We start from the raw sequence: 25,324 nt of genomic DNA, 5'->3' as shown, positions 1-25,324 counted from the left end.
GGCTGCGGTGGGGTTGTGGAGGTCGTCCTCAGCGACGGTGACCACCAGCGTGGGGGCGGCACCGCCGAGCGTGGGCGTCTCGGTGGCCTTGGCGGCGGCTTGGATGATCACGGCGAGGACGTCGTGGCGCTTCTGCGCGTTCGTCCGCGGGTCATCGACCACGTCTTCGGTCGACCAGGGGGTGTGCTCGTCCCGGTCCTCGGGGTCGACCGCCGGGGTGAAGCGGACGGCGGGGTTCAGGTGCGCATCCAGCAGCCGCTGCAGCCCGGCGGCGACCTCGGGGAGCAGGGACCCGCGCAGGGGGACGACCCCGTCCCGGGGCGTGCCGAGGGTGAGGCCCCGGTTGCGGGCGGCGCGTTCCGCGTCCGGTTCGGGGCCGTCCTGGTCGAGGTAGGTCGCCCAGGTACGGGCGTGGACCTCGACCTCCGCGAATGTCGGCGGGATCATCCCCGCCTGCTCGTCCAGGGTGCCGGTGGCGTAGGCCACCGTGGTGGCCTCGGCCGCGTCCCACTGGACGGGGTCGGCACGATCCTCTACCTTGCCCAGTGCTGTCGTGATCTCGTGGGCGGCATCGAGCCCCAGGGCACCGTCCCGTAACGCTTCGCCGACGTGGGGGAACCGGGCCGGGAGCTCCTCACCCGTGAGAGACACCCGGGGTCGGGTGTGCTTGTCCAACCGGATACGGGCGCTGATCGACCTCGACGACGCCCGCGTCGTGCGCTCCAAGAGCTCCGTCGCGGTGCGGCACCCGAACCTCGCCGACAGACGATCATCCGCATCCCGGGCCGAGCGGGTCTCAACCTCCCCAGCCAAGCGCACCCGGGCAGCGTCGACCACCCGTCCCAGCGCCTCCACGGCGGTGACTGCCGCGACCAGATCCGGGTCGCTCAACGCTCCCGTGTTGTGGATCAGGGCACGCAGATCACCGGGTGAGGGGAACCCCTCCCCGTCGGTGGTGTACCGCTGATCCATACCTCCACGGTAGGGGCGACCACCGACATTCCCGCGCGGAGAAACCGCCGATCCGCACCCCAAAACGAAACCCGTGGACAACCCGCTTCCGGCGGTGACTGTGGACGAGGAGTGAAGCGCCAGCCCGTGCGTGGGTGGAGCGGCGGCCATGCGCAACCGGTGGTCGAGCGCAGCGAAGCGCGAGACGAAACGCCCGGGTCAGTCGACGCGCGGGAGGAGGCCCGCCGCACGCGCCGGCTCGGCGTACGCCTTCGCGAGCGAGTCGACCGTGTCGTGCGCGTTGAGGCCGCTTGGGTTGGGCACGACCCAGAGCTGAGCGCCGCTCAGCGACTCGGGCTGGAGCCCCGTGCGAGCCCGCGGCCGATCGAATCCGAGACGGTACGCGGAGATCCCGACGATCGCGACGACGGGCGGTCGCCAGCGCGCGACATCCGCGGCCAGCCGAGCGGCCCCCGCGCGCAGCTCGGCCCTGCTCAGCTCGTCCGCGCGCGCCGTCGCCCGGTGGACCAGGTTGGAGATCCCGATGCCCGCCGAGAGGAGCATCTCGCGGTCCTCCCCGCTGATCCCCTCCGCCGTGCGCGGCGCGTGGCCGATGATCCCCGCGGCGGCGAGCGCCGGATAGAAGCGATTGCCGGGCCGCGCGAAGTGGGTGCCGGTGGCCGCGGTCCACAACCCGGGGTTGATGCCCACGAACAGCAGCCGTAGGCCCGGCCCGATCAGGTCCGGCACCTCCGCGTCGCGGAAGCCGTCGAGCTGCTCGCGCGTGAATCCCATGCACCCTCCTCGATCGCGTCGGCGGCAGGGGACTCCCAGTATCCTCGCCCGGGCCGTCGCCATAATGGACGACCGCGCGAAAGGAGCCCGCCATGCGCACCCGCCCTGTGGCCGCCGCAGCCTTCCTGCTCGCCGTGGCGCTCGTCTCCGGCTGCGCCCCCGACGGCGCGCCATCGCCGCCGTCGCCCACCGCGCAGATGACGCCGGCCTGGAGCGCGGACGAGGTGCGCGACATCGTCCAGCGGGCGCTGGACGGGACGGGCATCCCGGGCGCGGCGGTGCGGGTGGAGGACGGATCGGGCGCCGGCGTCACGGTCGTCACGGGCGACGCGGCGCCCGGGCGGCCGGTCGCGGAGGACACGCGCTTCAGCTACCGCAGTGTGACGAAGGCGATCGTCGGAACCGTCGCGCTCCAGCTCGCGGACGAGGGCGTCCTGCGTCTCGACGCGCCGGTCGCCGACTACGTGGACGGCGTTCCAGGCGGCGAGGAGATCGTCGTGGAGGACCTCGCCACCATGCGCTCGGGGCTGGCCGACTATGCGACACAGCAGGATGTGGCGGAGCGATTCCTGTCCGATCCCGCGTACGACCCGAGCGCCGCCGAGCTGCTGGAGATCGCGTTCGCCCATCCGCCGCTGTTCGCACCGGGCACGTCGTACCACTACTCCAACACCAACACCGTGCTGCTGGGCGAGATCATCGAGCGCGCGAGCGGCGTCCCGTGGCCGCAGGCGGTCGAGGAGCACGTCGCGCGGCCCCTCGGGCTCGGCTCGCTGGCGTACCCCGAGGGGTCCACGTCGCCGGACATGGCCCTGGGACACCTGGTCCGCAGCGACGGGAGCGCCGAGGCCCTGCCCGACACGGGCGCCGGGTGGTTCGGCGCCGCGGGCGGCCTCGTCGGCTCGGCGGACGATCTGGCGCGGTGGGCACGAGCGCTCGGCACGGGGGAGCTCGTCTCCGCCGACACCCACGAGCGCCGGCTGGAGACGCTCGCGGCGGGACAGGGCTACGGTTTCGCGATCGCGGAGCTGGAGGGCTGGATCGGCCATCTCGGCAGCGCCGTCGGCTACGAGTCCCTCGCGCTCTACGAGCCGGAGGGCGGCCGCGTCGTGGCGGTGCTGCTGAACGGCACGGGCCCGCAGCCGAACCTGCCCGCCGCGGTGTTCCACGACCTGCTCGCCGCGTGGCCCGCCTGACGCACTCCGCGGGCGCGTCCCGCGGCACGTCGTGTCGAGACACCGGCCGGCGCGACCCCCTCCGGCGCGCCGACCGTCCGCGCCGGTCCTGCGCCGGCGCGCGCTGCGATCTACTCCGCGGCTGAGCTCGGCGCCGCGGCGTCCGTCGGACCCGCGGCAGGCGGGGTCGGCGCGGGCTCGGCGGTCTGGGCGGCGGACGGCGTCGCGGTGCGGCGGTTGGTCGCGTCGGCGAAGGCCTCGCCGACCGCACGGCCCTGGATGATCGCCGACAGGTCGATGCCGGTCGCGGCGCGCACCGCCTCGAACGAGGCGCGCAGGCCGGTCGCCGACTCGGTCGCGAGGTGACCGCTCGCACCCTCCCCGCCGAGCACCGTGATGGATCCGACCTTGTCGTAGCCCTTCGCGAACTCCGTCATCATCGGCACGAGCGTCTCGAGTGCGCGCTGCGCGAGCAGCGCCTCCTGGTTGCGCGACAGCGCGTCGGCCTCGGCGCGGATCGCGGTGGCGCGCGCCTCACCCGCCAGGCGGACCGCATCGGCCTCGGCCTCGGCACGCAGACGCACCGCCTTCGCCTCCTGCTCGGCGATCTCGGCCCGCGCCTCGGCGGCCTTGACCTCGGCGTACGCGCTCGCGTCCGCCTCGCGCTCGCGCTGGTACAGCTCGGCGTCGGCGACGCGCTTGACCTCGGAGTCGAGCCGCGCCTGCGTGTTCTCCGCTTCCTGGAGCAGCACCGCCTGCTGACGCTCGGCGCGCGCCAGGGCCTCGGCCTGCTCGGCCTCCGCGTTCGCGCGGCCCACCTCGGCCTTCGCGGCGGCGGTGTTCTTGTCGAGCGCGGTCTGCTCGATGAGGTTCGCCTCGTCGGTCGCGATCTGGCGGGCGCGGATCTCGCGATCGGCGTTGATCTTCGCCACTTCGGCGTCACGCTTGACGCGCTCGACCTCGGTCGCGCCGAGGGCCGAGATGTACCCGTTGCTGTCGGTGATGCCCTGGATCTGGAACGAGTCGAGGATGAGACCCTGCGACGACAGATCGCTCTTGATGCCCTCGGCGATCTGATCCGACAGGCGCTGCCGATCGCGCATGAGCTCCTCGACCGTGAGCGTCGCCACGACACCGCGAAGCGCACCCTCCAGCTGCTCGGTCGTGAACTGCTCGATCGCCTTGTCCTGCGAGGCGAATCGCTCCGCGGCGCGGCGCACGGACTCCGGGTCCGAGCCGATCTTGACGAGCGCGACGCCGTTGACGTTGACGGTCACGCCGTTCGAGGACTGCGCCGTGGGCTCCATCTTGATCTGCCGCGCCCGCAACGAGATCATCTCGGCGCGCTGCGTGAGCGGGTTGACGATCGCGCCACCGCCCGTGATGACGGTGATGCGCGACGACTGGCCGTCGGCCCCGCGCTGGCGCTTTCCGACGATCACGAGCGCCTCGTCGGCGCGTGCGACGCGGTACCACGCCCTGATCAGGATCGCGATCACGACGAGCGCGATGACCGCCACGCCGATCACGAGCAGGAGTATCAGGCCGATGCCGCCGGCGACCGCGAGTTCCATCTCGTCCCCCTCCAGCCGGCTCCGTGCCGGCGCGTCCGAATGCTCTCAACATAGCGTTGCGCCGGCCGCCGTGTCGCGCTCCGTCCTCCGGGCGGCCGCCTGTCAACCCCCGCGCGGGCTGGGCGGCGAAGCATTTGACTGGCCCGGCGCGCGGACACACGCGCGCTCGTCGGAAGGGAGACACGGATGATCCGCGCGCTGGCGCTGAACTGCACCCTGAGCCCGTCGCCCGCGCAGTCGAGCACGGCGCTCCTCAACGCCCAGGTGCTCGAGGCTCTCGCGGCGAGGGGCGCCGCCACCGAACAGGTCAGGGTGGTCGACTACGACGTCAGACCGGGAGTCCGCAACGACATGGGCGACGGCGACGAGTGGCCGCAGCTGCGGCGGAAGGTCCTCGACGCGGACATTCTCGTCTTCGGCACGCCCACCTGGATGGGGCACATGTCGAGCGTCGCCCAGCGCGTGCTCGAGCGCCTCGACGCGGAGCTGTCGGAGACGGACGACGAGGGGCGGCCGATCCTCGCCGGCAAGGTCGCCGTCACCGTCGTCGTCGGCAACGAGGACGGGGCCCACAAGATCACGGCGGATCTGTACCAGGCCCTCGTGGACGCGGGCTACACCGTCCCTTCGCAGGGCGGCGTGTACTGGAACGGCGAGGCCATGCACACCACCGATTACAAGGACCTGGCCGAGACCCCCGAACAGGTCGCGACCACGACGGCGACGCTCGCGCGCAATGCGGTGCATCTGGCAGCGCTGCTGCGCGCGCACCCCTACCCGGCGCCGGAGTGACTCGGGGCGCCGCCCTTCCGGGCGCGGCCCTGGCGTGTGCGGCACGGGGTTACGATGGCCGGCATGAGCCCGAGTGAGGAGCGCGCGGAGCACCGCGCCGATGCCCCCGGAACGGCCCCGGCCGACACCTCGGCCCGCCCCGAGGCTGTGCCGCTGCGACTGCTCGACCAGTCTGCGCCGGACGGCGCCGTCTGCTGCGGCGGGGTCTGCCGGCCGGCGGACTGAGCGCCGCGCCGCGGCTCAGTGCCCCGGCAGGGCCGGCGCGTCGCCCTCCTGATCGGCCGGCTTGCGGATGAAGCACGCCGAGACGACCGCTCCCACCGCCACGAGTGCGGCGATCAGGAACGCGGTGCGCGTGCCGGCCGCACCGGCCGCGGCCTCGCTCAGGCCCTCCGCCACGCCGGTGGCCGAGACGGACGACATCGTCGTGATGAGGAGCGCCACGCCCGCGGCCCCGGCGACCTGCTGGAGCGTGTTGAGCACCGCGGAGCCGTGCGAGTAGAAGCGCCGCTCGAGCGATCCCAGGGACGCGGAGAACAGCGGCGTGAACGACATGGCCATGCCGATCGACATCGTGGTCTGCGCCACGACCAGCGCCACCACCGGCGTGTGCTCGGTCACGGTGGCGTAGAAGCCCAGCGTCGCCGCCACGAGCAGCGTGCCCGGCACGAGCAGCACCAGCGGGCCGCGGACGTCGTAGATCCTGCCCACGATCGGGCCGAGCAGGCCCATCATGACCGCGCCGGGCAGCACCACCAGGCCCGACTCCGTCGCCGTCAGCCCCACGACGTTCTGGAGGTACAGAGGCAGGGCCGTGAACGTGCCGAACATCGCGAGGGAGATCACGGTGATCACGACGATCGCGACGGTGAAGTTCCGCGACCGGAACACGCGCAGATCCAGCAGCGCGTCGTCGCGCCGCGCCAGGCGCAGCTGCCGCCAGACGAAGAGCGCCAGGACCGCCGCGGCCGCCACGACGATGCCGATCGCGGCACCCTGCGACAGCACGGCCGTCTCCGCCTCGGTCGCCGCTTCGGCACCGTGCGCGCCGCCGAGCTGGCTCAGCCCGAACACCAGGCCGCCGAACCCGAGCGCGGACAGCACGACCGAGGGGGAGTCGAGCGGTGCACGCGAGGTCTCGCCGAGGTTGGTGAGCAGCCAGGCGCCGATCGCCAGGGCGGCGATCGAGATCGGCAGCACGATCCCGAAGATCCAGCGCCAGGTGAGCACGTCGAGGATCACGCCGGACAGCGTCGGGCCGATCGCGGGCGCCAGGGAGATCACGATGCCCACGCGGCCCATGATGCGTCCGCGCGCGTGCGGCGGTACCACCGACATCACGGTCGTCATCAGCAGGGGCATGATGATGGCGGTGCCGGCGGCCTGCACGATGCGGCCGAGCAGCAGGAAGCTGAACCCGGGAGCGACCAGGCACAGCAGGGTGCCCGCCGTGAACAGCGACATGGCCAGGAGGAATGCCCCGCGCGTGGTGAGCCTCTGCAGGAGGAATCCGGTCGTCGGGATCACGATCGCCATGGTGAGCATGAACGCGCTCGTCAGCCACTGCCCGAGCTCCGGCGGCACCCCGAGATCCGCGTTGAGGTGCGGGATCGCCACCGTCATGGTCGTCTCGTTGAGGATCGCGACGAACGCGGCGATCAGCAGCAGCCAGATGACCCGCATGCCGCGGGGATCGATCTCGGGGGCGGGCACGCGGATCGTGCCGGAGTCGGTGCCGGAGTGGGTGGCGGTCATGGATGTCTCCTCGACGGGTCCGAGGCCGAGCAAGAGGCGCGTCGGACGGGCGGGCCGGCGACAGCTCGGGGCAGCGTCGAGGGCACCCGAAGGCCGACGCTCCAGCCTAACCGCGGGGTCGGACGCCGCATTCCCGGCGCCGGAGGAATTCACCGTCCCGTCACGCTGAGCCCGGGTCCGCCTCGCGGATCCGGCGAGCGCCGCACACGACCTAGGCTGGCCGAATGAGCATGGGGCTGAGGGGCGGCGGAGGCGGCCACGGCGGGATCGGCCGCATGGACGAGGAGAGCCTGCGCCGGCTGAACGCCCAGGCGCCCGTCGTCCCGCACCTGCGCCGCCGCGTCGTCGCCCTGTTCCGGCCCTACCGCGGCCGGATCGCGGTCACCGGGCTCCTCGTGATCGTGGGCGCGGCGCTGGGGGTCGTGCCGCCCCTGGTGATCCAGCGCATCTTCGACGACGCGCTGTTCCCGACCGGGGGCGGGGCCGTGGAGCTGGACCTGCTCGTGCGACTGGTGCTGCTGATGGTGGGCCTGTACATCGCCAGCGCGCTCGTCGGTGTCCTGCAGACGTGGTTCACGTCGAACGTCGGCAACCGCGTCACGGGCGATCTGCGCGTGCGCATGTTCGAGCACCTCCAGGCCATGGAGCTGGGGTTCTTCACGCGCACCAAGACCGGCGTCATCCAGTCCCGGCTGCAGAACGACGTCGGTGGGGTGTCGGGGGTGCTGACCAACACGGTGGCGAGCATCCTGGGCAACAGCGTCACCGTGATCGCGTCGCTCGTGGCCATGATCCTGATCGATTGGCGGCTCACGCTCATCGCCGTCGTGCTCATGCCGGTGCTCGTCGTGGTGCAGCGCCGGGTCGGACAGGTGCGGGCCAGGATCGCGGCGCAGACGCAGCACTCCCTGTCGGAGCTGACCGCCATCACGCAGGAGACGCTGAGCGTCTCGGGCATCCTGCTGTCCAAGTCGTTCAACCGCCAGCGCACCGAGTCCGAGCGCTACGCGCGCGAGAACGCCAACCAGATCCGGCTCCAGGTACGCCAGGCCATGAGCGGTCAGGGCTTCTTCGCGGTCGTGCACGTCCTGATGTCCAGCGTGCCGGCCGTCATCTACCTCGTGTCCGGATTCCTCATCGCGGGGGATGCGGGCGCCCTCACGGCCGGCACGATCGTCGCCTTCACGACCGTGCAGGCGCGTCTGCTGCAGCCGCTCATCGGGCTCATGCGCGTCGCGCTCGACGTGCAGACGTCGGCCGCTCTCTTCGCGCGCATCTTCGAGTACCTGGACCTGCGCCCCGCGATCGAGGACGCTCCGGATGCGCTCCCGGTCGAGCGGGCGCGGGGACCCGTGGGGCGCATCGAGTTCCGCGACGTCTCGTTCCGCTACCCCGATGCCGCGCCGGACTCGCGCCCCACCCTCGACCGCGTGTCGTTCGTCGCGGAGCCCGGGCAGCAGGTCGCCTTCGTCGGGCCGAGCGGCGCAGGCAAGACCACCGTGCTGTATCTCGCGCCGCGCCTGTACGAGGCGTCCTCGGGGGAGGTGCTGTTCGCGGGCGAGGACGTGCGGCGGCTGTCGCAGGAGTCGATCGTGGACCACGTCGGCATCGTGTCGCAGGAGACCTACCTCTTCCACGCGAGCATCCGCGAGAACCTGCGGTACGCCCAGCCGGACGCCACGGACGCCGAGATCGAACAGGCCTGCCGCAAGGCGAACATCCACCACATCATCGCGGGCTTCGAGGACGGCTACGACACGGTCGTGGGGGAGCGGGGCTATCGCCTCTCGGGCGGCGAGAAGCAGCGTGTCGCGATCGCGCGTGTGCTGCTCAAGGACCCGCCCGTCCTGCTGCTGGACGAGGCCACGAGCGCCCTCGACACCGTGTCGGAACGCATCGTGCAGGACGCGCTCGAGACCGCGGCGCGCGGGCGGACCACGCTGTCGATCGCGCATCGGCTGTCCACCGTGATCGATGCCGACGTGATCCACGTCGTGGAGGGGGGCCGGATCGTCGAATCCGGCACCCACGCCGAGCTGCTCGCGCTCGGCGGACTGTACGCCGAGCTGGCCGAGGAGCAGCTCTCGGCGTCGCGGAGCCTGGAAGCCGAGCCGGAGGACGCCCGCGCGGCGGACCGCTCCCCGGGAGTCTGAGCGGGTTCAGCGCCCCCGGACGGCGGCGACCGCGGCGGCGAGCGCCTCGGCGACGGGCTCGATCCGCGGATCCGGGCGGTGTCCGAGCGTGAGGCGCACGGCGGTGAGCGCGAGGTCCGGGTCAACCCCCATCGCCAGCAGCACGTGAGACGGGTCGGAGCTGCCCGCCGCGCACGCGGAGCCGCTCGAGGACACGACCCCGCGCCGCTCGAGCTCGAGCAGCACGGCCTCGCCGGCGGCTCCCGGGAACACGAAGCTCGCCGTGCCCGGCAGGCGCCGCTCGGGATGACCCGTGAGCTGTGCGTCCGGCACGAGCGAGACGACCCTCGCGACCAGCCGATCGCGGACCTCCGCGACGTGCAGCGCACCCGCCCGGCGCTCCGCCTCGGCCAGCTCGAGGGCCGTCGCGAGGGCGACGGCGCCCGCGACCGATTCCGTGCCGCTGCGCCGGCCGCGCTCCTGGCCGCCGCCGTGCAGCAGCGGCTCGAGCGGCACGCGGCCGCGCACGCCGACGGCGCCCGTGCCCTTGGGGGCGCCGATCTTGTGCCCGGCGATCGTCACGGCGTCCACGGTCAGTTCCGCCAGGGGCAGCCAGCCCGCGGCCTGCACGGCGTCGCTGTGGACCGGGAGGCCTCGCCCGACCGCGCGGACCGCCGCCGCGACGGCGGGCAGCTCCTGCACCGTGCCGACCTCGTTGTTCGCGAGCGCGACGGACACGAGCGCGGTGTCGTCCCGCACCGCGGCGGCCACCGCGTCGGGATCGACGACGCCGTCCCGGTCGACCGGCACGAGCGTCACGTCGAACCCGTGGACGCGCCGGAGATGATCCGCGGAGGCGAGCACCGACTCGTGCTCGATGGGCGTCGTCACGATGTGCCGCGCCCCGCGGCCCAGGAGGGCCGCGATCGCGATGCCCTTCACGGCGAGGTTGTTGCCCTCGGTCCCGCCGGAGGTGAAGACCACGTCGCCGCGCCGCATCCCCAGCACCGCCGCGACGCGCGCCCGCGCGTCCTCGAGCGCCGCGGCCGCGCGCTCGCCGAGGGTGTGGCGGCTCGAGGCGTTGCCGAACTCGCCCGTCAGGTACGGGGCCATCGCCTCGAGCACCTCGCCCCGCACGGGGGTGGTGGCGGCGTTGTCGAGGTACAGCACGGCGGTCCTAGCGTGCGACGCGCACGTCGAGCCCGAGGTCGAGCGAGGGCGCGGAGTGGGTGAGCGCGCCCACCGAGATGACGTCCACGCCCGCCTCGGCGACGGCGCGGACCGTGCCGAGGTCCACGCCTCCCGAAGCCTCCACGATCGCGCGTCCGGCGACGAGCGCGACGCCGCGGCGCAGCTCGGGGAGGGAGAAGTTGTCGAGCATGATGGTGTGCACTCCGGCCGCGAGCACGGGCTCGATCTGCTCGATCGCGTCGACCTCCACCTCCACGTGCGTGGTGTGGGGCAGCCGGCGGAAGGCGTCGCGCAGCGCGGCGGTGAGGCGAGGCCCGTCCGCCTCCGCACCCGCCGTGAGCACCGCGAGATGGTTGTCCTTGGCCATCACGGCGTCCGACAGCGAGAACCGGTGGTTCATGCCCCCGCCCGACCGCACGGCGTGACGCTCGAACGCCCGCAGCCCGGGCGTCGTCTTGCGCGTGTCGGCGATGCGCGCGCGCGTGTGCGCGACCTCGGCCACGTAGCGCGAGGTGAGCGTCGCGATGCCCGACATGCGCTGCGCGAAGTTGAGGGCGACCCGTTCGGCCGTCAGGACGGCGCGGGCCGCGCCCGTGACGGTCGCGAGCGTCTCGCCGGGCCCGAAGGACGCGCCGTCCGGCACGAGCAGGTCCACGTCCGCGGCGGGGTCGGTGAGGCGGAACGCCGCGGCGAAGACGTCGCCACCGCTGAACACCCCCGGCTCGCGCGCGACGAGCGCGGCGTCCGCGGTCGCGGCCGCGGGCAGCAGCGTCTGGCTCGTCAGGTCGCCCCACGGGGCGTCCTCGTCGAGGGCGGCGCCCACGACACGGTCGATCAGGCGGGGGGTCAGCATGGGGCTCCTGCCGGGGACGGAACGGGGCGAGCGGGGACGGCGCGCCCGCGGGCGGCGCGCGCGGCGGCGGGGGCGTCGCGGCGGAAGTGCGCGCCCACCGAGGTGCGGCGCGCGCGTGCGGCGGCGACGACCGCCTCGGCGACGAGGAGCAGGTTCCCGTCCTCGCGCTCCGGTACCGCGGCGCCCTCCGCTCGGGTGCGGCGCCACGCCGCGATCGTGCGCGCCGCCCGATCCAGGCCGGCCGCGTCGCGCAGCAGGCCGACGTCCTGCCACATGAGGCGCTGGAGCGCGACGCGCGAGAACGGCGCGCCCCGGTCGGCGGACGCGGCGGCGGGTGCGGGGGCAGGCGGATGCGCGGTGGGGTCGCCCATGGCGACGGGCGTCGCGGCGCGCCCGCGCGCGATGGCGGCGGCGGCACGCGCGCCGAACACGGCGCCCTCCAGCAGCGAGTTCGAGGCCAGGCGATTGGCCCCGTGCGCACCGGTCGCCGCGGTCTCACCGACCGCGTAGAGGCCGGCGACCGTGGTGCGGCCCCACAGGTCGGTGCGCACCCCGCCCATGAAGTAGTGCGCCGCGGGGGCGACGGGAACCGGCTCGGAGGCCCAGTCGAGGCCGCGCTCGCGGAGTGCGGCGTCGATCGAGGGGAAGCGCGTGCGCAGCGTGCGCGCGCCGAGCCGCGTCGCGTCGAGCCGCACGGGACGGCCGTCCTGGGCCGCCATGGTCGCCGCGATGGCGCGGGCGACGACGTCGCGGGGCGCGAGCTCGCCGTCCAGATGCGCCGCGTGCGCGAACCGCCGCCCGCGCTCGTCGAGGAGCACGGCGCCCTCACCCCGCACGGCCTCCGAGATGAGGAAGGCGCCGGCGGCGCGCGCGTCGTGGTCGGCCGCGAGCACCGTGGGGTGGAACTGGACGAACTCGAGATGCCGCGTCTCGGCGCCGGCGCGCAGCGCGGCGGCGATCCCGTCACCGGTCGCCACGGCGGGGCTCGTCGTGCGCGCGTAGAGCTGCCCCGCGCCGCCCGTGGCCAGGACGACGGCGTCGGCGGAGAGGGCGAGCTCCCGGCCGTCGACGAGGACGCGGGCTCCTTCGACCGCGCCGTCCGCGACCGCGAGGTCGACGAGCGAGGCGTGCTCCAGGACCCCGACACCCGCCTCTCGGACCGCCCGCAGCAGGGCCTGCTCGATCGCGAGGCCCGTGGCGTCGCCTCCCGCGTGAAGGATGCGGGGGAACGAGTGCGCGCCCTCGAGGCCCCGGCGCAGCCGTCCCGCGGCGTCGCGGTCGAACGCGACGCCCCGCCGGACCAGTTCCCTGATCCGGTCCGGCCCCTCCGTCACGAGCACCCGGACGGCCCTCTCGTCGCACAGCCCCGCGCCGGCCGCCAGGGTGTCCGCGATGTGGGCCTCGACGTGGTCCTCGGGGAAGACGACGCCCGCGATGCCGCCCTGCGCGTACCGCGTGGCCCCCTGGTCGGCCGCCGCCTTGGTCACGAGCACGACGTCCATCCGGTGGCGCACCGCGTGCAGCGCGCAGGTGAGCCCCGCGATGCCGCTGCCGAAGACGAGGACGCTCGTCATCCTCAGGCCCTTCGGGCAGGCGCCTGCGGCACGCACGCGAGCATGCGATCCAGCGCGAGGCGCGCCGGCTCCGCGACGTCGGCCGGTACCGAGATGCGGTTGACCGTGCGTCCCGCCACGAGCTCCTCGAGCGTCCACGCCAGGTAGCCCGGGTGGATCCGGTACATCGTGGAGCACGGGCACACGACCGGATCGAGGCAGAAGATCGTGTGCTGCGGATGCTGGGCGGCCAGCCGCTGCACGAGGTTGATCTCGGTGCCGATCGCGAAGGTCGTGGGCGTCGTGGCCTCCTCGATGGCGCGGCGGATGACGTCGGTGGAGCCCGCCTCGTCGGCCGCGTCGACGACGGGCATGGGGCATTCGGGGTGCACGATGACGCGGACCCCCGGATGCTCCGCGCGCGCCTTCTCGATCTGCTCGACCGTGAAGCGGCGGTGCACGGAGCAGAAGCCGTGCCAGAGGATGACGCGCGCGTCCCGCAGGGTGGGCTCGTCGGAGCCGCCGAGCGGTCGGTGGGGATTCCACATCGGCATGGCCTCGAGCGGCACGCCCATCGCCTTGGCCGTGTTGCGTCCGAGGTGCTGGTCGGGGAAGAACAGCACGCGGCGGCCCCGCGCGAACGCCCACTCGAGCACCGTGCGGGCGTTCGACGACGTGCACACGATGCCGTGGTGGCGCCCGACGAAGCCCTTGATGGCCGCGGAGGAGTTCATGTAGGTCACGGGGATGACGGGCAGCAGCCCGTCGGCGTCCCGCTGGTCGAGCGGGCCGTACACGTCCTCCAGCTGCTCCCAGCAGTCCTCGACCTGGTCGATGTCGGCCATGTCGGCCATGGAGCAGCCCGCGGCCAGGTTCGGCAGGATCACCGCCTGGTCGGGGCCCGAGAGCAGGTCGGCCGTCTCGGCCATGAAGTGCACGCCGCAGAAGACGATCGCCTCGGCCTCCGGGTGGGCCTTGGCGGCGTTCGCGAGCTGGAACGAGTCGCCCACGTAGTCGGCGTGCCGCACGACCTCGTCGCGCTGGTAGAAGTGCCCGAGGATCACGAGGCGGCTCCCCAGCGCCGCCTTGGCGTCGCGGATCCGCTGGTGCAGCTCGTCCTCGCTCGCCTCGCGGTACTGGGCCGGGAGGGCCCCCTGTCGCGGCGCGCCCGCCGGGATGACATCCCCCATGGAGGCGCCCGGCCCGTATCCGGGAGCGGCGTCGAACGTCCAGGGTGCCGCGGCGAGCTCGGTCGCGCAGGTCTCGCCGCTCGCAGCCCCCGAGACGATCGCACGGATGCCGCGGTCGACGGAGGCGTCGATCCCGTCGCGCGCGGACAGGGTCAGGGGAGAGACGGTCATGGTGCACCGCGCCTTCTGGTCGTGACGACACTAACTGTGAGGTCACATTAGGTCGATCCGACCTGAAGTGCAAACGCGGTCAGTCCAGCGGGCCGCGCTTGTCGGTCTCGGCGTCGGCGTTGTAGCGGAAGAGGCGCGCCGGACGGTGCTTGCCGGTGCGGAACGATTCGGTCGGCACGAGCGCCTCCGATCCCTCGAGCAGGCGCCGGAAGTTGGAGGGGTCGAGCCTGCGGCCGAGCACCGACTCGTAGACCGCCCGCAGCTCGGTCAGCGTGAACTCGTCGGGGAGCAGGCCCGCGGCGATCCGGCTGTACCCGACCTTGTTGCGCAGGCGCCACAGCGCGTAGCCGGCGATGCGGTTGTGATCGAAGGCCAGGGGAGGCAGCGCGTCGACGTCGAACCACTCGACGTTCTCGGGCGCGCCCGCGACCGAGCGCTGCGCATCGACGAGGTCCGACCGCAGCAGTGCCCAGTACACGACGGACACGACGCGGGTCGGGGAGCGGTCGACGTCTCCGAACGTGTACAGCTGCTCGAGGTAGCTCGGGGTCAGTGCCGTCGTCTCCGCGAGCGTGCGCGCCGCCGCCTCGTCCAGTCCCTCGGTCTCATCGAGCCAGCCGCCGGGGAGCGCCCACATCCCCTCGTGCGGATCCCGGGTGCGGCGGACGAGCGGGATCATGAGCTTGTCCGCGCCGGGGTGCGCGCGCAGGGAGAAGATCACCGCCGAGACCGCGACGCGGATCGCGTCGGCGGCGGACGGGGAGGGCGACGGGCTCACCCTCCGAGCGTATCCGTGCGCCGTGCCCGTGCTGGTGTGCCGTGCCCATGCGCGTGCCCGTCTCGGCGGGTATGCTCGGGCGCAGTGACACGGGGTGTCCCTTCGGGGACTGAGATCACACCCGTAATCACCTGATCTCGTTAGGACGAGCGGAGGGATGTCGCTGATGGGTGACGCGTACCCACGGACGGATGAGGACCGGGCGGACGCCGGCGGCACTGCCGAGGCGGCCGGGCCCGCGGGAGTGCCGGACGCGGCGGCGGTTCACGCCCGGCTGCGCGAGAGCGCGCCGATGGTGCAGTGCGTGACGAACGCCGTGGTCACGAACTTCACGGCCAACGTGCTGCTCGCGACAGGCGCTGCACCGGTGATGGCGGACGTCCCGGGGGAGGCGGGCGAGTGCGCACGCCTGGCGTCGGCGCTGCTGATCAACCTCGGCACGCCCTCGGGCGAGCAGCGCGAGGCGATGCGGGAGGCGGCGCAGGCCGCCCGGGCGGCGGGCACGCCGTGGGTGCTCGACCCGGTGGGCGTCGGCTCGCTCTCGCTGCGGAGCGCCTTCGCGCGCGAACTGCTGACCTTCGGACCCGCGGTGATCCGCGGCAACGCGTCCGAGGTGCTCGCGCTCGCCGGTGCCGGCCGCGGCGGCCGCGGCGTGGACTCGACCGACGACGTCGAGGGGACCGGCGACGCCGCGATGGCGCTGTCGGGCGCCACGGGTGCCGTGGTCGCGGTGTCCGGCCCGGTCGACCTCATCACGGACGGAGCGCGCGTCGTGCGCGTGCCGGGCGGCAGCCCGCTGCTGACCAGGGTCACCGGTGGCGGCTGCGCCCTCGGTGCGGTCGTGGCGGCGGCGGTGGCGGCCGCCCGCGGCCTCGCCTCTCCGGACTCGTCCTTGGCCGGTGCGGTCGCGGCCCACGCGCTGTACGCGGTGTCCTCCGAGCGTGCGGCCCTCGCGGCGGACGGCCCGGGCACCTTCGCCGTCCGTTTCCTGGACGAGATCGCGCGCGTCGAACCGGCCGCGCTGCGCGGCCGCGCCCGAGCCGGCGAGACGGGTGCGCAGTGATGATCGCCGCGGCAGACCTCGCCACCTATCTCGTCGCTGACGCCGCGAGCATCCACGGACGCTCGGTCGCCGAGCTGGCCGCCGCGGCGGTGGAGGGCGGCGCGACCGTCGTGCAGGTGCGCGGAAAGGACCTGTCGGCCGCGGAGCTTCTCGAGGCGGTCGCGGACTGCGCGCGGCGTATCGCCGGACGCGCCACGCTGCTGGTCAACGACCGCGTCGACGTCTACCTCGCCGCCCGTGCCGACGGGCTCCCGGTCGACGGCGTGCACGTGGGGCAGAGCGATCTGCCGGCGGAGCGCGTGCGGCGGCTCGTCGGGCCGGACGCCGTCGTGGGGCTCAGCGCGAGCCGGGCGTCCGAGCTCGCGGCGCTGCGGCGTCTGCCGGCGGGCACGGTCGACTACCTCGGCGTCGGCGCGATCCGGGCGACCCCCACGAAGAAGGACCACCCCGATCCGCTCGGATGGGACGGCTTCGCGGCGTTCGTCGCTCTCGCCGCCGAGTTCCCGTGCGTGGCGATCGGAGGAGTCGGCCCGGGGGACGCCGCGGCCGCCCGCGCGGCCGGAGCCGCGGGCCTCGCCGTGGTGCGCGCCGTGTGCGCGAGCCCGGATCCGCGAGCCGCGGCGGCCGCACTGCGGCGGGAATGGGAGGACGCGGCGCCCGTGGCCCCCGCGGAGGGGAGGGTGCGGTCGTGAGCGGCATTCCCCACGTCCTCGCCGTCGCCGGATCCGACCCGTCGGGCGGGGCCGGCGTGCAGGCGGACATCAAGTCGATCATGGCGTGCGGCGGATACGGCATGGCGGCCCTCACGGCCCTCACGGCCCAGAGCACCCAGGGCGTCAGCGCCGTCCACGCGCCGCCGACGGGCTTCCTGCGGCAGCAGCTCGACACGCTCGCCTCCGACGTGCGGATCGACGCCGTGAAGATCGGGATGCTCGGCACGGCCGCCGCGATCGACACGGTGTCCGCCTGGCTCGACGCACTGCCCGAGCGCCCTCCCGTCGTGCTCGACCCGGTCATGGTCGCCACGAGCGGCGACCGGCTGCTCGACCCGGAGGCGGAGCGCGCGCTGCACGGGCTGATCGCGCGGGCCGACGTCGTGACCCCCAATCTCCCCGAGCTCGCCGCGCTCGTGGACGAGCCCGTGGCGCGCGACTGGGGCGTCGCGCTTCGGCAGGTGCGAGGGCTCGCGGCCCGGCACGACGTGCTCGTGCTCGCCAAGGGCGGGCACCTCGACGGTCCCCGCTGCCCCGACGCGCTCGTGGGCCCCGACGGCCCGATCGCGACGTTCGACGACGAGCGCATCCCGACCACGAGCACCCACGGCACCGGCTGCTCGCTGTCCTCCGCGCTCGCGACGCTCTATGCCCGGGAGCGCGATTGGCCCTGGGCGACCCGCCTGGCGCGTGCCTGGGTGCGCCGCGCGATCGAGGCGGCGGATGCTCTGGACGTCGGGCGCCCCGGCGGGCACGGGCCGCTCCACCACGCCCACGCACTCTGGTCGGGCGAACGTCCGCCGCGCCGGTCCGCGGAGCCGGACGCCTGGTGGGAGGACATCGCCGCGCTGCGGCGCGAGCTCGACGAGGTCTGGTTCGTCCGCCAGCTCGCCGACGGCTCGCTCGACCCCGCTCGATTCGCCGCGTACCTCGAGCAGGACGCGCTGTATCTCGGCGCCTACGCGAGGCTGCTCGAGCGGGCGTCGGAACTCGCGCCGGATTCCGCGGAGAGCGCCTTCTGGGCCGAGGCGGCGCGTCGGTGCGTCACGGAGGAGCTCGCGCTGCACCGTTCCTATCTCGCGCCGGGCGGGGCCGACGACGGTTCGTCCCCGCACGCGGCGGCCCCCTCGGCCGAGACGGCCGCCTACCTCGCCCACCTGGAGCGCGCAGCGCAAGCGGGCGACCACGCCGTGCTCGTCGCCGCGCTGCTGCCGTGCTTCTGGCTGTACCAGGACCTCGGCGCGCGCCTGGCGTCCGTGTCCCGCGAGGGACACCCGTACGCGGAGTGGCTCGACGCCTACGGCGATCCGGGCTTCGCGTCGGCGACGGCGGAGGCCATCGCGTGGACCCGGCGCGCGGCGCGTGCGGCCTCGGACGATCGCGTCGCCCGGATGCGCGCCGCGTTCGAGACGTCCTGTCGGCACGAGCTGGCGTTCTTCGCGCAGACCGGCGCGACGACGCCGTGACCGGCGGCGGAGGCCCTGGCCCGCCGGGTTCTCCCGACGTGCGCTACATGCCGACCTCGCCGAGCACCGGGCGGTGCGGGAGGTCATCGACCGCGGCGTGTTCTCGTGCGCACCGATGGCGCGCCGCGGTGCGCCTCAGAAGAGGCCGGGCCACAGCATCACCGCGAGGGGATAACCCACGAACGCGATGACGTCGATCGCCGTGTGGGCGATCACCAGTGGCATGAGGCGGCCCCATCGGCGGTAGCACCAGCCGAACACGATGCCCATCGCGATGTTGCCCACGATGGCGCCGAAGCCCTGGTAGGCGTGGTACGCGCCGCGCAGCAGCGAGGTCGAGACGATGGTCGACCACGATCCCCATCCGAGGCGCGAGAGGCGGTCCGCCAGGTAGCCCACGACGATGACCTCCTCGATGAGGCCCGCCCGCACCGCGGAGAGCACCAGCAGGGGGATCGTCCACCAGGCGGCGTCCAGGGGCGATGCCACGACCGACACCGTGATGCCGGCCGCGCGCCCGGCCGCGTACAGCGCGAGACCGGGGATGCCGATGACCGCCACGAGAGCGAGCCCGCCCAGCGCGTCGCGCCCGGCCCGCGAGAAGTCGAGCCCGAGCCGGCGCAGCGCGTTGCGGCCGGGCTCCCAGAGCAGGTAGACCACCAGCGCGACGAGAGCGAGGTCGAATGCGACGTCGAGCACGCGGTACACCGCGTCCCAGACGGCGGCGGAGTCGAGCGGGCGGTTGAGCTGAGCCGACTGCTCGGAGAGCGGGCGGGGGTCGAGGAGCCGGCGCACGAGCGTCAGGACGGAGTAGAGCGCAGATTGCCCGAGCGTCAGGGCGAGCACGATCAGGATCTCCACGCGCAGCCGCGTCCGCGACGTCCGCGGCGCCGGTCGGGGGAAGGGATCGGGGGCGGTCACCACGTCAGATTGACACAGGAGAGGTGGTTTCCCCGCGCGCGCAGCCGCGCAATATACCTGATATCCCGAGTGGTGGGGGCAAAGTGCGCAACCTCTCAGGAACTGGGTAAAAGGTATGTAACGGTTCAACGCCGAGTTTGGGGCAGTCCGCACAGCGGCTTAGAGTCGTCGCTATCGTTCGCGGCCCCCTGTGTCGCGGACCATTTCCCATCCCTTCTCCAGGAGGAACCTGTGAAGCGCAACAAGATCGCCCTGTCGGGCGTCGCGCTGCTCGGTGTCAGCGCGCTCGCGCTCGCCGGCTGCGCGAGCAACGGCGGCGGCACCGGCAACGACACTGCCGACGGGTCGGCGGACGCCATCATCACCACCAACGGCTCGGAGCCGGAGAACCCGCTCTGGCCGACCATGACCAACGAGGTCGGCGGCGGGAAGATCCTCGACGCGATCTTCGCCGGCCTCATCTCGTACGAGGCCGACGGCGCCGTCGTCAACGAGGTCGCCGAGGAGATCACGGTCGACTCGCCGACCCAGCTGACCGTCAAGCTCCGCGAGGGCCTGACCTTCACCGACGGCGAAGAGGTCACGGCCGACAACTTCATCAAGGCGTGGAACTACGGCGCGCAGATCGACAACGGTCACTACAACGCGTACTTCTTCGAGGACATCGAGGGCTTCATCAACGACCCGGGTGACCCGAACGACCCCGACGACGACATCTACGGTGCCGACGGCGACCTGACCGGGCTCGAGCAGATCGACGACTACACGTTCACGATCACGCTCAACAAGCCGGCTTCGGACTTCGCGCAGCGCCTGGGCTACTCGGCCTACTACCCGCTCCCCGACATCGCGTTCGAGGACCCGGAGGCGTTCGGCGAGAGCCCCGTCGGCAACGGCCCCTACATGCTCGCGAGCGAGGACGCGTGGGAGCACGAGGTGCGCATCGAGCTGGTCGCGAACCCGGAGTACGACGGGCCGCGCGCACCGCAGAACGGCGGGCTCACGATCGAGTTCTACGCGTCGCAGGATGCGGCGTACGCTGACCTGCTCGCGGGCAACCTGGACGTGCTCGACGCGATCCCGGACTCCTCGCTCGAGGTCGCCGAGCAGGAGCTGGACGGCAACTTCGTCAACCAGCCCGCGGCGATCTTCCAGTCGATCACGATCCCCGAGTACCTCCCGCACTTCGAGGGCGAGGAGGGCACGCTGCGCCGCCAGGCGATCTCGATGGCGATCAACCGCGAGGAGATCGCGGAGGTCATCTTCCTCGGCACCCGCACGCCCGCCAGTGACTTCACGTCGCCGGTCATCGACGGCTGGAGCGACTCGCTCGAGGGCTCGGAGGTGCTCGAGTACAACCCCGAGCGTGCGGCCGAGCTGTGGGCCGAGGCCGACGCGATCAGCCCGTGGGAGGGCACGTTCGGCATCGCCTACAACGCCGACGGTGGCCACGAGGCCTGGGTGACCGCGGTCGTCAACTCCATCAACGGCGCGCTGGGCATCGACGCGGAGGGCATGCCCTACGCGACGTTCGCCGAGCTCCGCGGCGACGTGGGCGCGCGCTCCATGACGTCGGCGTTCCGTACCGGCTGGCAGGCCGACTACCCGGGCCTGTACAACTTCCTGGGCCCGCTCTACGCGACCAACGCCGGCTCGAACGACGGTGACTACTCGAGCGCCGAGTTCGACGGCCTGCTGCAGCAGGGCATCACGTCGACCGACCCGGACGAGGCCAACGGCTACTTCCAGCAGGCCCAGGAGGTCCTCCTCCGCGACCTGCCGGCACTGCCGCTGTTCTACTCGAACGTGGCCGGCGGCTGGGCGCAGGGTGTCGACAACGTCGAGTTCGGCTGGAACTCGGTGCCGCTCTACCACGACATCACCAAGGCCGAGTAAAGAGGTCTGAGTGACACCGTGCGAGGCGGTGGCGTTCGCGCCACCGCCTCGCACCGTGCTGGTCGGCACACCGTTCTCCCAGCAGAGGAGAGGAAAGATGTGTGCGGCTCCGGCGCATCTGATCGCGCCTCTTCCCCGCTCGCGCAGCCGACGAGCCTCCTGCGCGGCGCCGCGCAGCTCATGAACCAAGTCCCCGGAAGGGAGGCGGAGGGTGGCCGTCTACATCCTCAAACGGATCCTGCAGGTGATCCCCGTGTTCCTCGGAACCACCCTGCTGATCTACTTCCTGGTGTTCGCCATGCCCGGCGACCCCATCGCCGCGCTGTTCGGCGACAGGCAGCCGCCCGAGGCCGTGCTGGCGCGGCTGCGCGCGCAGTACCTGCTCGACCAGCCCTTCATCGTGCAGTACCTGAACTACATCGGTGGCGTCTTCCGTCTCGACTTCGGCGTCGGCTTCAACGGTCGTCCGGTCATCGACACCCTCGCCCGGGCGTTCCCCGTCACCCTGCGCCTCGCCGTGATGGCCGTCGCGATCGCGTTCGTGATCGCGATCTTCGTCGGCCTGACCTCGGCCCTCGCGAAGGGCACGTGGTACGACCACGTGATGCTCGTGATCGCGCTGATCTTCGTGGCGGTGCCCGTCTTCGTCGTCGCCTTCGTCGCGCAGTTCGTGCTCGGCGTGCAGCTGGGCTGGTTCAGCCCCACGGTCGGCGGCAACAACGACTGGGGCGACCTGTGGCTGCCCGCCATCGTGCTCGCCCTCAGCATCTACGCCACGAGCATGCGGCTCACGCGCTCGTCGACGATCGAGACGCTGGGTCAGGACTGGGTCCGCACCGCATACAGCAAGGGCCTCTCGCGCCGCCGCGTCATCCCCGTCCACGTGCTGCGCAACTCCATGATCCCCATGGTCACGGACGTCGCGACGCAGTTCGGCATCCTGATGGTCGGGGCCACCGTCACGGAGGCCATCTTCAACGTCCCCGGCGTCGGCAACGTGCTGTACCACGCGATCTCGCGCGGCGAGAACCCGACGGTCGTGTCCTTCGTGACGATCTTCGTGGTGATCTACGTGCTCATCAACCTCATCGTGGACCTGCTGTACGGTCTGCTCGACCCGAGGATCCGCTATGTCAAGTAACACGCGCTTCGTCGCCCCCGCGTCGACGGTCGTCGTCGACGCGGTGCACGTCGACGAGAAGAAGAGCAACCTGTGGCTGGACGCCTGGCGCGACCTGCGCCGGCGCCCGCTCTTCTGGATCTCCGTCGTCGTCGCCGCCCTGGTCGTCGTCATGGCGGCATGGCCGTCGCTGTTCACGCAGGTCCCGCCCGCCGGCGGCGTGTGTCAGCTCGGCAACAGCAACGCCGGCCCCGCGCCGGGGCACCCGCTCGGGTTCACCCGCCAGGGCTGCGACATCTGGTCGCGCGTGGTGTGGGGCACGCGCACGTCGATCGTCGTCGGCCTGCTCGCGACGCTCATCGGCACCTCGATCGGCGTCGTGATGGGCGCGCTCGCGGCGTTCTACGGCGGCTTCCTCGACTCGCTGCTGTCGCGCATCGGCGACATCTTCTTCACGATCCCCTACATCGTCGCGGCGATCGTCGTGATGTCGGTGCTGTCGGATCACCGCAACGAGCTCGTGCTCGCGCTCGCGATCGGCGGCTTCTCCTGGGCGTCCACGGCGCGCATCGTGCGCGCCGAGGTGCTGCGCGTGAAGCAGTCGGACTACGTCATGGCCTCGATCGCGCTGGGGATGTCGCGCTTCAAGACGCTCCTCGTACACGTGCTGCCCAACGCCATGGCACCGGTCATCGTGGTCGCGACGATCAGCCTCGGCCACGCGATCGTCGCCGAGTCGACGCTGTCGTTCCTCGGCGTCGGACTCGGCGGCAGCACCGTGTCGTGGGGCGCCGACATCAGTCAGGCGCAGACGTCGCTGCGCACGGCTCCCATGGCGCTGTTCTGGCCGTCGCTCGCGCTCACGCTCGCGGTGCTGGCCTTCATCACCCTCGGCGAGCTCCTGCGCGACGCCGTCGACCCGAAGGCGAGGGCCCAGCGATGACCGAGACCCGACGCGACGCCCGCATGGCAAGAGAGGGGACGGGGATGGCCGAGCCGCTTCTGAGCATCCGCGACCTGAAGGTCTCGTTCGGCACGGGCAAGAAGGCCCGCGAGGTGCTGCACGGCGTCGACCTCGACGTCTACCCCGGGGAGACGGTCGCCATCGTCGGTGAGTCCGGCTCGGGCAAGTCGACGACCGCGGCCGCCGTGATCGACCTGCTGCCGGGCACGGGGAAGGTCACGGCCGGCAGCATCCGGCTCGACGGCGTCGAGCTGACGACCGCGAGCCGGCGGGAGATGGAGTCGCTCCGGGGCCGCGACATCGGCTACGTCCCGCAGGACCCCATGTCGAACCTCAACCCGGTGTGGTCGATCGGCTTCCAGGTGAAGGAGGCCGTGCGGGCCAACGGCCTGGCGACCGGACGCAAGGAGGTCGAGGCCCGCGCGATCGAGGTGCTAAAGCAGGCCGGCCTGGCGGACGCCGAGCGGCGCCTGCACCAGTTCCCGCACCAGTTCTCCGGCGGCATGCGCCAGCGCGCGCTGATCGGCATCGGCCTGGCCGCCGACCCGAAGCTGCTGATCGCGGACGAGCCGACGAGCGCGCTCGACGTCACGGTGCAGCGCGTCATCCTCGACCACCTGGCGTCGCTCACCCGCGAGAAGGGCACCTCGGTGCTGTTCATCACGCACGACCTGGGCCTGGCCGCCGACCGGGCCGACCGCATCGTCGTGATGAGCCGCGGCGAGGTCGTCGAGGCGGGTCCCAGCCGTGACATCCTCGAGGACCCGCGGCACCCGTACACGCAGCGCCTCGTCGCGGCGGCACCGAGCCTCGCATCGCAGCGCATCCAGGCCTCGGTCGAGTCGCGCGGCGTGGAGCACGCCGAGGAGGTCCTCGAGGCGCACCCGCCGGTGGTCGAGGTGCGCGACCTCGTCAAGGACTACCGCATCCGCAGGGGCGGCTTCCGCAGCGAGCCGTTCCGCGCCGTCGACAACGTGTCGTTCGCCATCCCGCGCGGCAAGACGCTGGCGCTGGTGGGGGAGTCCGGCTCGGGCAAGTCGACCGTGGCGAAGATGGTGCTCCAGCTGGAGACGGTCACGAGCGGGCAGATCCTGTTCGACGGGCGCGACACGACGACCATGAGCCGCAAGGACGTCTTCGCCCTGCGCCGCCGCATGCAGCCGGTGTTCCAGGACCCCTACGGCTCGCTCGACCCGCTGCGCAGCATCGGCAACCTCGTCGCGGAGCCGCTGAACGTGCACGGCGTCGGCGACGGCGACTCGCGCCGCGAGCGGGTGTTCGAGCTGCTGGAGCAGGTGTCGCTGCCGCGCGAGCTGGCGTGGCGCTACCCGAACGAGCTGTCGGGCGGGCAGCGCCAGCGCGTCGCGATCGCGCGCGCGCTTGCGCTCAAGCCGTCGATCGTCGTGCTCGATGAGGCGGTGTCGGCGCTCGACGTGCTGGTGCAGGATCAGATCCTGAAGCTGCTGGCGGAGCTGCAGGCCGAACTCGGTCTGACGTACCTCTTCATCACGCACGATCTCGCGGTCGTGCGCGTCGCGGCCGATATGGTGTGCGTCATGGAGAGAGGGCGCGTCGTGGAGCAGGGCACCGTGGACGAGATCTTCGCATCGCCTCGGGAGGCGTACACGCAGCGCCTGCTCGACGCCATCCCGGGCGCGTCGGTGCAGCTCGGCGGCCGCTGACATGGCGGAGCAGGAGCGGCGCGTCCTCCGCGCCCCGGCGGGGACCTTCTCTCTCGTGGCCGCGGTGATCGTCGCGCTGCTCCTGTTCGCGGACCTCGTCGTCCGCGGTGGATGGGACCAGACCGTGCTCGTCGCGCCGTGGCTGCTCCTCATCCTGTGGCTCGTGTACATCCTCATGTACGCGCCGCGCGTGGTCGTCACCGACCGCGGCGTGCGGATCCACAACGTGCTGCGCGTGGCCGAGGTGCCGTGGACGGCCGTGGCCGACATCGTGATGCGCTGGCAGCTCGAGCTGCACCTGGTCGAGCCGGCCGGCTCGGGCCGCGGAAAGACCGTGCTGCAGGCATGGGCGGTCGCCGCTCCGCGGCGCTACCGGCCCCGCCTGTCGGGCCGCCCGTCCTCCCGCGAGGCGGAGGCGGAGGAGACGCTCGACGTGCTGCGCGGTCTCCACGAGGCTGCCCTCGCCTCGGCGCCGGCCGGGGAACCCGCGACGGTGACCCGCACGTGGGACGTGCCCGCCGTGGTCGCCGGAGCGCTCATCGTCGCATGGTGCGCGGTCGCCGTCGCGATCGCCGGCTGACGCGCGCCC

At 72.8% G+C, this 25,324-nt stretch carries 22 protein-coding genes and 1 riboswitch; of the genes, 12 read left to right on the top strand and 10 right to left on the bottom strand.

The features are described 5' to 3' along the window. Both IEX37_RS14225 and IEX37_RS14220 read right to left on the bottom strand, forming a co-directional pair. Nucleotides 1-972 (bottom strand): DUF222 domain-containing protein (locus IEX37_RS14225; RefSeq protein ID WP_188756981.1); only part of this gene is annotated, 972 nt, incomplete at its 3' end. Between the two features lie 198 nt (nucleotides 973-1,170). Beyond that, nucleotides 1,171-1,746 carry a mismatch-specific DNA-glycosylase gene (locus tag IEX37_RS14220; RefSeq protein WP_188756980.1) on the bottom strand — a complete coding sequence of 192 codons (576 nt, stop codon included), beginning with the start codon at nucleotides 1,744-1,746 and terminating at the stop codon, nucleotides 1,171-1,173. A gap of 92 nt (nucleotides 1,747-1,838) precedes the next feature. On the opposite strand from IEX37_RS14220, the gene IEX37_RS14215 reads away from it, so the two are divergent. Further along, nucleotides 1,839-2,942, top strand: coding sequence for a serine hydrolase domain-containing protein (locus IEX37_RS14215; RefSeq protein WP_188756978.1), 1,104 nt, complete (start codon nucleotides 1,839-1,841; stop codon nucleotides 2,940-2,942). A gap of 110 nt (nucleotides 2,943-3,052) precedes the next feature. Here IEX37_RS14215 and IEX37_RS14210 read toward each other — a convergent pair whose 3' ends face one another. Next, the gene (locus IEX37_RS14210) at nucleotides 3,053-4,495 is read right to left on the bottom strand and encodes a flotillin family protein (RefSeq protein ID WP_188756975.1); all 1,443 of its coding nucleotides are present in this window, start codon (nucleotides 4,493-4,495) and stop codon (nucleotides 3,053-3,055) included. A gap of 186 nt (nucleotides 4,496-4,681) precedes the next feature. Here IEX37_RS14210 and IEX37_RS14205 point away from each other — a divergent pair, with 186 nt between their 5' ends. Both IEX37_RS14205 and IEX37_RS14200 read left to right on the top strand, forming a co-directional pair. Next, complete coding sequence (locus tag IEX37_RS14205; protein WP_188756974.1) at nucleotides 4,682-5,287, top strand: flavodoxin family protein; 606 nt, start codon at nucleotides 4,682-4,684, stop codon at nucleotides 5,285-5,287. A gap of 63 nt (nucleotides 5,288-5,350) precedes the next feature. After that, entirely contained in the window at nucleotides 5,351-5,512 is a 162-nt protein-coding gene (locus tag IEX37_RS14200; RefSeq protein ID WP_188756972.1) for a hypothetical protein, read from the top strand. Between the two features lie 15 nt (nucleotides 5,513-5,527). Here the strand turns inward: IEX37_RS14200 and IEX37_RS14195 are convergent, their stop codons facing one another. Continuing rightward, a complete protein-coding gene (locus tag IEX37_RS14195; RefSeq protein WP_188756970.1) occupies nucleotides 5,528-7,042 on the bottom strand; it encodes a DHA2 family efflux MFS transporter permease subunit in 1,515 nt (504 codons plus the stop codon). A 230-nt stretch (nucleotides 7,043-7,272) separates the two neighbouring features. On the opposite strand from IEX37_RS14195, the gene IEX37_RS14190 reads away from it, so the two are divergent. Beyond that, on the top strand, nucleotides 7,273-9,195 hold the full coding sequence (locus IEX37_RS14190; RefSeq protein WP_188756987.1) for an ABC transporter ATP-binding protein: 1,923 nt from the start codon (nucleotides 7,273-7,275) through the stop codon (nucleotides 9,193-9,195). Nucleotides 9,196-9,201: 6 nt separating this feature from the next. Here IEX37_RS14190 and IEX37_RS14185 read toward each other — a convergent pair whose 3' ends face one another. From IEX37_RS14185 to IEX37_RS14165, 5 genes are all read right to left on the bottom strand, one after another. Next, entirely contained in the window at nucleotides 9,202-10,344 is a 1,143-nt protein-coding gene (locus tag IEX37_RS14185) for a cysteine desulfurase family protein (protein ID WP_188756968.1), read from the bottom strand. 7 nt (nucleotides 10,345-10,351) lie between these two features. Next, nucleotides 10,352-11,218 (bottom strand): carboxylating nicotinate-nucleotide diphosphorylase, encoded by an 867-nt coding sequence (nadC, locus tag IEX37_RS14180; RefSeq protein ID WP_188756966.1) that lies wholly within the window; start codon nucleotides 11,216-11,218, stop codon nucleotides 10,352-10,354. After that, nucleotides 11,212-12,792 carry an L-aspartate oxidase gene (gene nadB, locus IEX37_RS14175; protein WP_188756964.1) on the bottom strand — a complete coding sequence of 527 codons (1,581 nt, stop codon included), beginning with the start codon at nucleotides 12,790-12,792 and terminating at the stop codon, nucleotides 11,212-11,214. Before nadB ends, nadC begins: the two co-directional genes overlap by 7 nt. Nucleotides 12,793-12,794: 2 nt before the next feature. After that, the gene (nadA, locus tag IEX37_RS14170; RefSeq protein ID WP_188756961.1) at nucleotides 12,795-14,132 is read right to left on the bottom strand and encodes a quinolinate synthase NadA; all 1,338 of its coding nucleotides are present in this window, start codon (nucleotides 14,130-14,132) and stop codon (nucleotides 12,795-12,797) included. Between the two features lie 79 nt (nucleotides 14,133-14,211). After that, complete coding sequence (locus IEX37_RS14165) at nucleotides 14,212-14,910, bottom strand: NUDIX hydrolase (protein ID WP_188756960.1); 699 nt, start codon at nucleotides 14,908-14,910, stop codon at nucleotides 14,212-14,214. A gap of 80 nt (nucleotides 14,911-14,990) precedes the next feature. Next, a riboswitch (TPP riboswitch) is annotated at nucleotides 14,991-15,085 on the top strand. On the opposite strand from IEX37_RS14165, the gene thiM reads away from it, so the two are divergent. The 3 genes from thiM to IEX37_RS14150 all read left to right on the top strand — a co-directional run bounded on the left by thiM (nucleotide 15,077) and on the right by IEX37_RS14150 (nucleotide 18,152). Then, on the top strand, nucleotides 15,077-15,973 hold the full coding sequence (gene thiM / locus IEX37_RS14160; RefSeq protein ID WP_188756958.1) for a hydroxyethylthiazole kinase: 897 nt from the start codon (nucleotides 15,077-15,079) through the stop codon (nucleotides 15,971-15,973). Its footprint overlaps the riboswitch before it by 9 nt. Further along, nucleotides 15,973-16,665, top strand: a complete 693-nt coding sequence (gene thiE / locus IEX37_RS14155; protein ID WP_188756957.1) for a thiamine phosphate synthase — start codon at nucleotides 15,973-15,975, stop codon at nucleotides 16,663-16,665. The genes thiM and thiE overlap by 1 nt, the downstream gene beginning before the upstream one ends. Next, the gene (locus tag IEX37_RS14150) at nucleotides 16,662-18,152 is read left to right on the top strand and encodes a bifunctional hydroxymethylpyrimidine kinase/phosphomethylpyrimidine kinase (RefSeq protein ID WP_229663290.1); all 1,491 of its coding nucleotides are present in this window, start codon (nucleotides 16,662-16,664) and stop codon (nucleotides 18,150-18,152) included. Before thiE ends, IEX37_RS14150 begins: the two co-directional genes overlap by 4 nt. Before the next feature lie 135 nt (nucleotides 18,153-18,287). On the opposite strand, the gene IEX37_RS14145 is transcribed toward IEX37_RS14150, so the two are convergent. Further along, on the bottom strand, nucleotides 18,288-19,073 hold the full coding sequence (locus IEX37_RS14145; protein WP_229663289.1) for a CPBP family intramembrane glutamic endopeptidase: 786 nt from the start codon (nucleotides 19,071-19,073) through the stop codon (nucleotides 18,288-18,290). Between the two features lie 231 nt (nucleotides 19,074-19,304). Here IEX37_RS14145 and IEX37_RS14140 point away from each other — a divergent pair, with 231 nt between their 5' ends. The 5 genes from IEX37_RS14140 (at nucleotide 19,305) to IEX37_RS14120 (ending at nucleotide 25,315) form a co-directional block, all read left to right on the top strand. After that, the gene (locus tag IEX37_RS14140) at nucleotides 19,305-20,969 is read left to right on the top strand and encodes a peptide ABC transporter substrate-binding protein (protein ID WP_188756954.1); all 1,665 of its coding nucleotides are present in this window, start codon (nucleotides 19,305-19,307) and stop codon (nucleotides 20,967-20,969) included. A 211-nt stretch (nucleotides 20,970-21,180) separates the two neighbouring features. Further along, complete coding sequence (locus IEX37_RS14135) at nucleotides 21,181-22,110, top strand: ABC transporter permease (RefSeq protein ID WP_188756953.1); 930 nt, start codon at nucleotides 21,181-21,183, stop codon at nucleotides 22,108-22,110. Further along, the gene (locus IEX37_RS14130) at nucleotides 22,100-23,032 is read left to right on the top strand and encodes an ABC transporter permease (RefSeq protein ID WP_188756951.1); all 933 of its coding nucleotides are present in this window, start codon (nucleotides 22,100-22,102) and stop codon (nucleotides 23,030-23,032) included. Before IEX37_RS14135 ends, IEX37_RS14130 begins: the two co-directional genes overlap by 11 nt. Continuing rightward, nucleotides 23,029-24,735: an ABC transporter ATP-binding protein gene (locus IEX37_RS14125; RefSeq protein WP_373286269.1), complete on the top strand. Its 1,707-nt coding sequence runs from the start codon at nucleotides 23,029-23,031 to the stop codon at nucleotides 24,733-24,735. Before IEX37_RS14130 ends, IEX37_RS14125 begins: the two co-directional genes overlap by 4 nt. Before the next feature lies 1 nt (nucleotide 24,736). Beyond that, on the top strand, nucleotides 24,737-25,315 hold the full coding sequence (locus IEX37_RS14120) for a PH domain-containing protein (RefSeq protein ID WP_188756949.1): 579 nt from the start codon (nucleotides 24,737-24,739) through the stop codon (nucleotides 25,313-25,315). Nucleotides 25,316-25,324: the final 9 nt, after the last annotated feature.

The sequence above is a fragment of the Microbacterium album genome, from assembly GCF_014643695.1.
GTDB classification, from domain to species: domain Bacteria; phylum Actinomycetota; class Actinomycetes; order Actinomycetales; family Microbacteriaceae; genus Microbacterium; species Microbacterium album.
This window is presented reverse-complemented; position numbering and strand designations above follow the sequence as displayed.

Excerpts from the sequence above, each read along its gene's own strand:
- IEX37_RS14210 (WP_188756975.1), bottom strand. The coding sequence starts at position 4,495 with ATGGAACTCGCGGTCGCCGGCGGCATCGGCCTGATACTCCTGCTCGTG.
- IEX37_RS14215 (WP_188756978.1), top strand. The coding sequence starts at position 1,839 with ATGCGCACCCGCCCTGTGGCCGCCGCAGCCTTCCTGCTCGCCGTGGCG.
- IEX37_RS14220 (WP_188756980.1), bottom strand. The coding sequence starts at position 1,746 with ATGGGATTCACGCGCGAGCAGCTCGACGGCTTCCGCGACGCGGAGGTG.
- IEX37_RS14190 (WP_188756987.1), top strand. The coding sequence starts at position 7,273 with ATGGGGCTGAGGGGCGGCGGAGGCGGCCACGGCGGGATCGGCCGCATG.
- IEX37_RS14205 (WP_188756974.1), top strand. The coding sequence starts at position 4,682 with ATGATCCGCGCGCTGGCGCTGAACTGCACCCTGAGCCCGTCGCCCGCG.
- nadB (WP_188756964.1), bottom strand. The coding sequence starts at position 12,792 with ATGACGAGCGTCCTCGTCTTCGGCAGCGGCATCGCGGGGCTCACCTGC.
- nadA (WP_188756961.1), bottom strand. The coding sequence starts at position 14,132 with ATGACCGTCTCTCCCCTGACCCTGTCCGCGCGCGACGGGATCGACGCC.
- IEX37_RS14125 (WP_373286269.1), top strand. The coding sequence starts at position 23,029 with ATGACCGAGACCCGACGCGACGCCCGCATGGCAAGAGAGGGGACGGGG.
- IEX37_RS14200 (WP_188756972.1), top strand. The coding sequence starts at position 5,351 with ATGAGCCCGAGTGAGGAGCGCGCGGAGCACCGCGCCGATGCCCCCGGA.
- nadC (WP_188756966.1), bottom strand. The coding sequence starts at position 11,218 with ATGCTGACCCCCCGCCTGATCGACCGTGTCGTGGGCGCCGCCCTCGAC.
- IEX37_RS14120 (WP_188756949.1), top strand. The coding sequence starts at position 24,737 with ATGGCGGAGCAGGAGCGGCGCGTCCTCCGCGCCCCGGCGGGGACCTTC.
- IEX37_RS14130 (WP_188756951.1), top strand. The coding sequence starts at position 22,100 with ATGTCAAGTAACACGCGCTTCGTCGCCCCCGCGTCGACGGTCGTCGTC.
- thiM (WP_188756958.1), top strand. The coding sequence starts at position 15,077 with ATGGGTGACGCGTACCCACGGACGGATGAGGACCGGGCGGACGCCGGC.
- IEX37_RS14195 (WP_188756970.1), bottom strand. The coding sequence starts at position 7,042 with ATGACCGCCACCCACTCCGGCACCGACTCCGGCACGATCCGCGTGCCC.
- thiE (WP_188756957.1), top strand. The coding sequence starts at position 15,973 with ATGATCGCCGCGGCAGACCTCGCCACCTATCTCGTCGCTGACGCCGCG.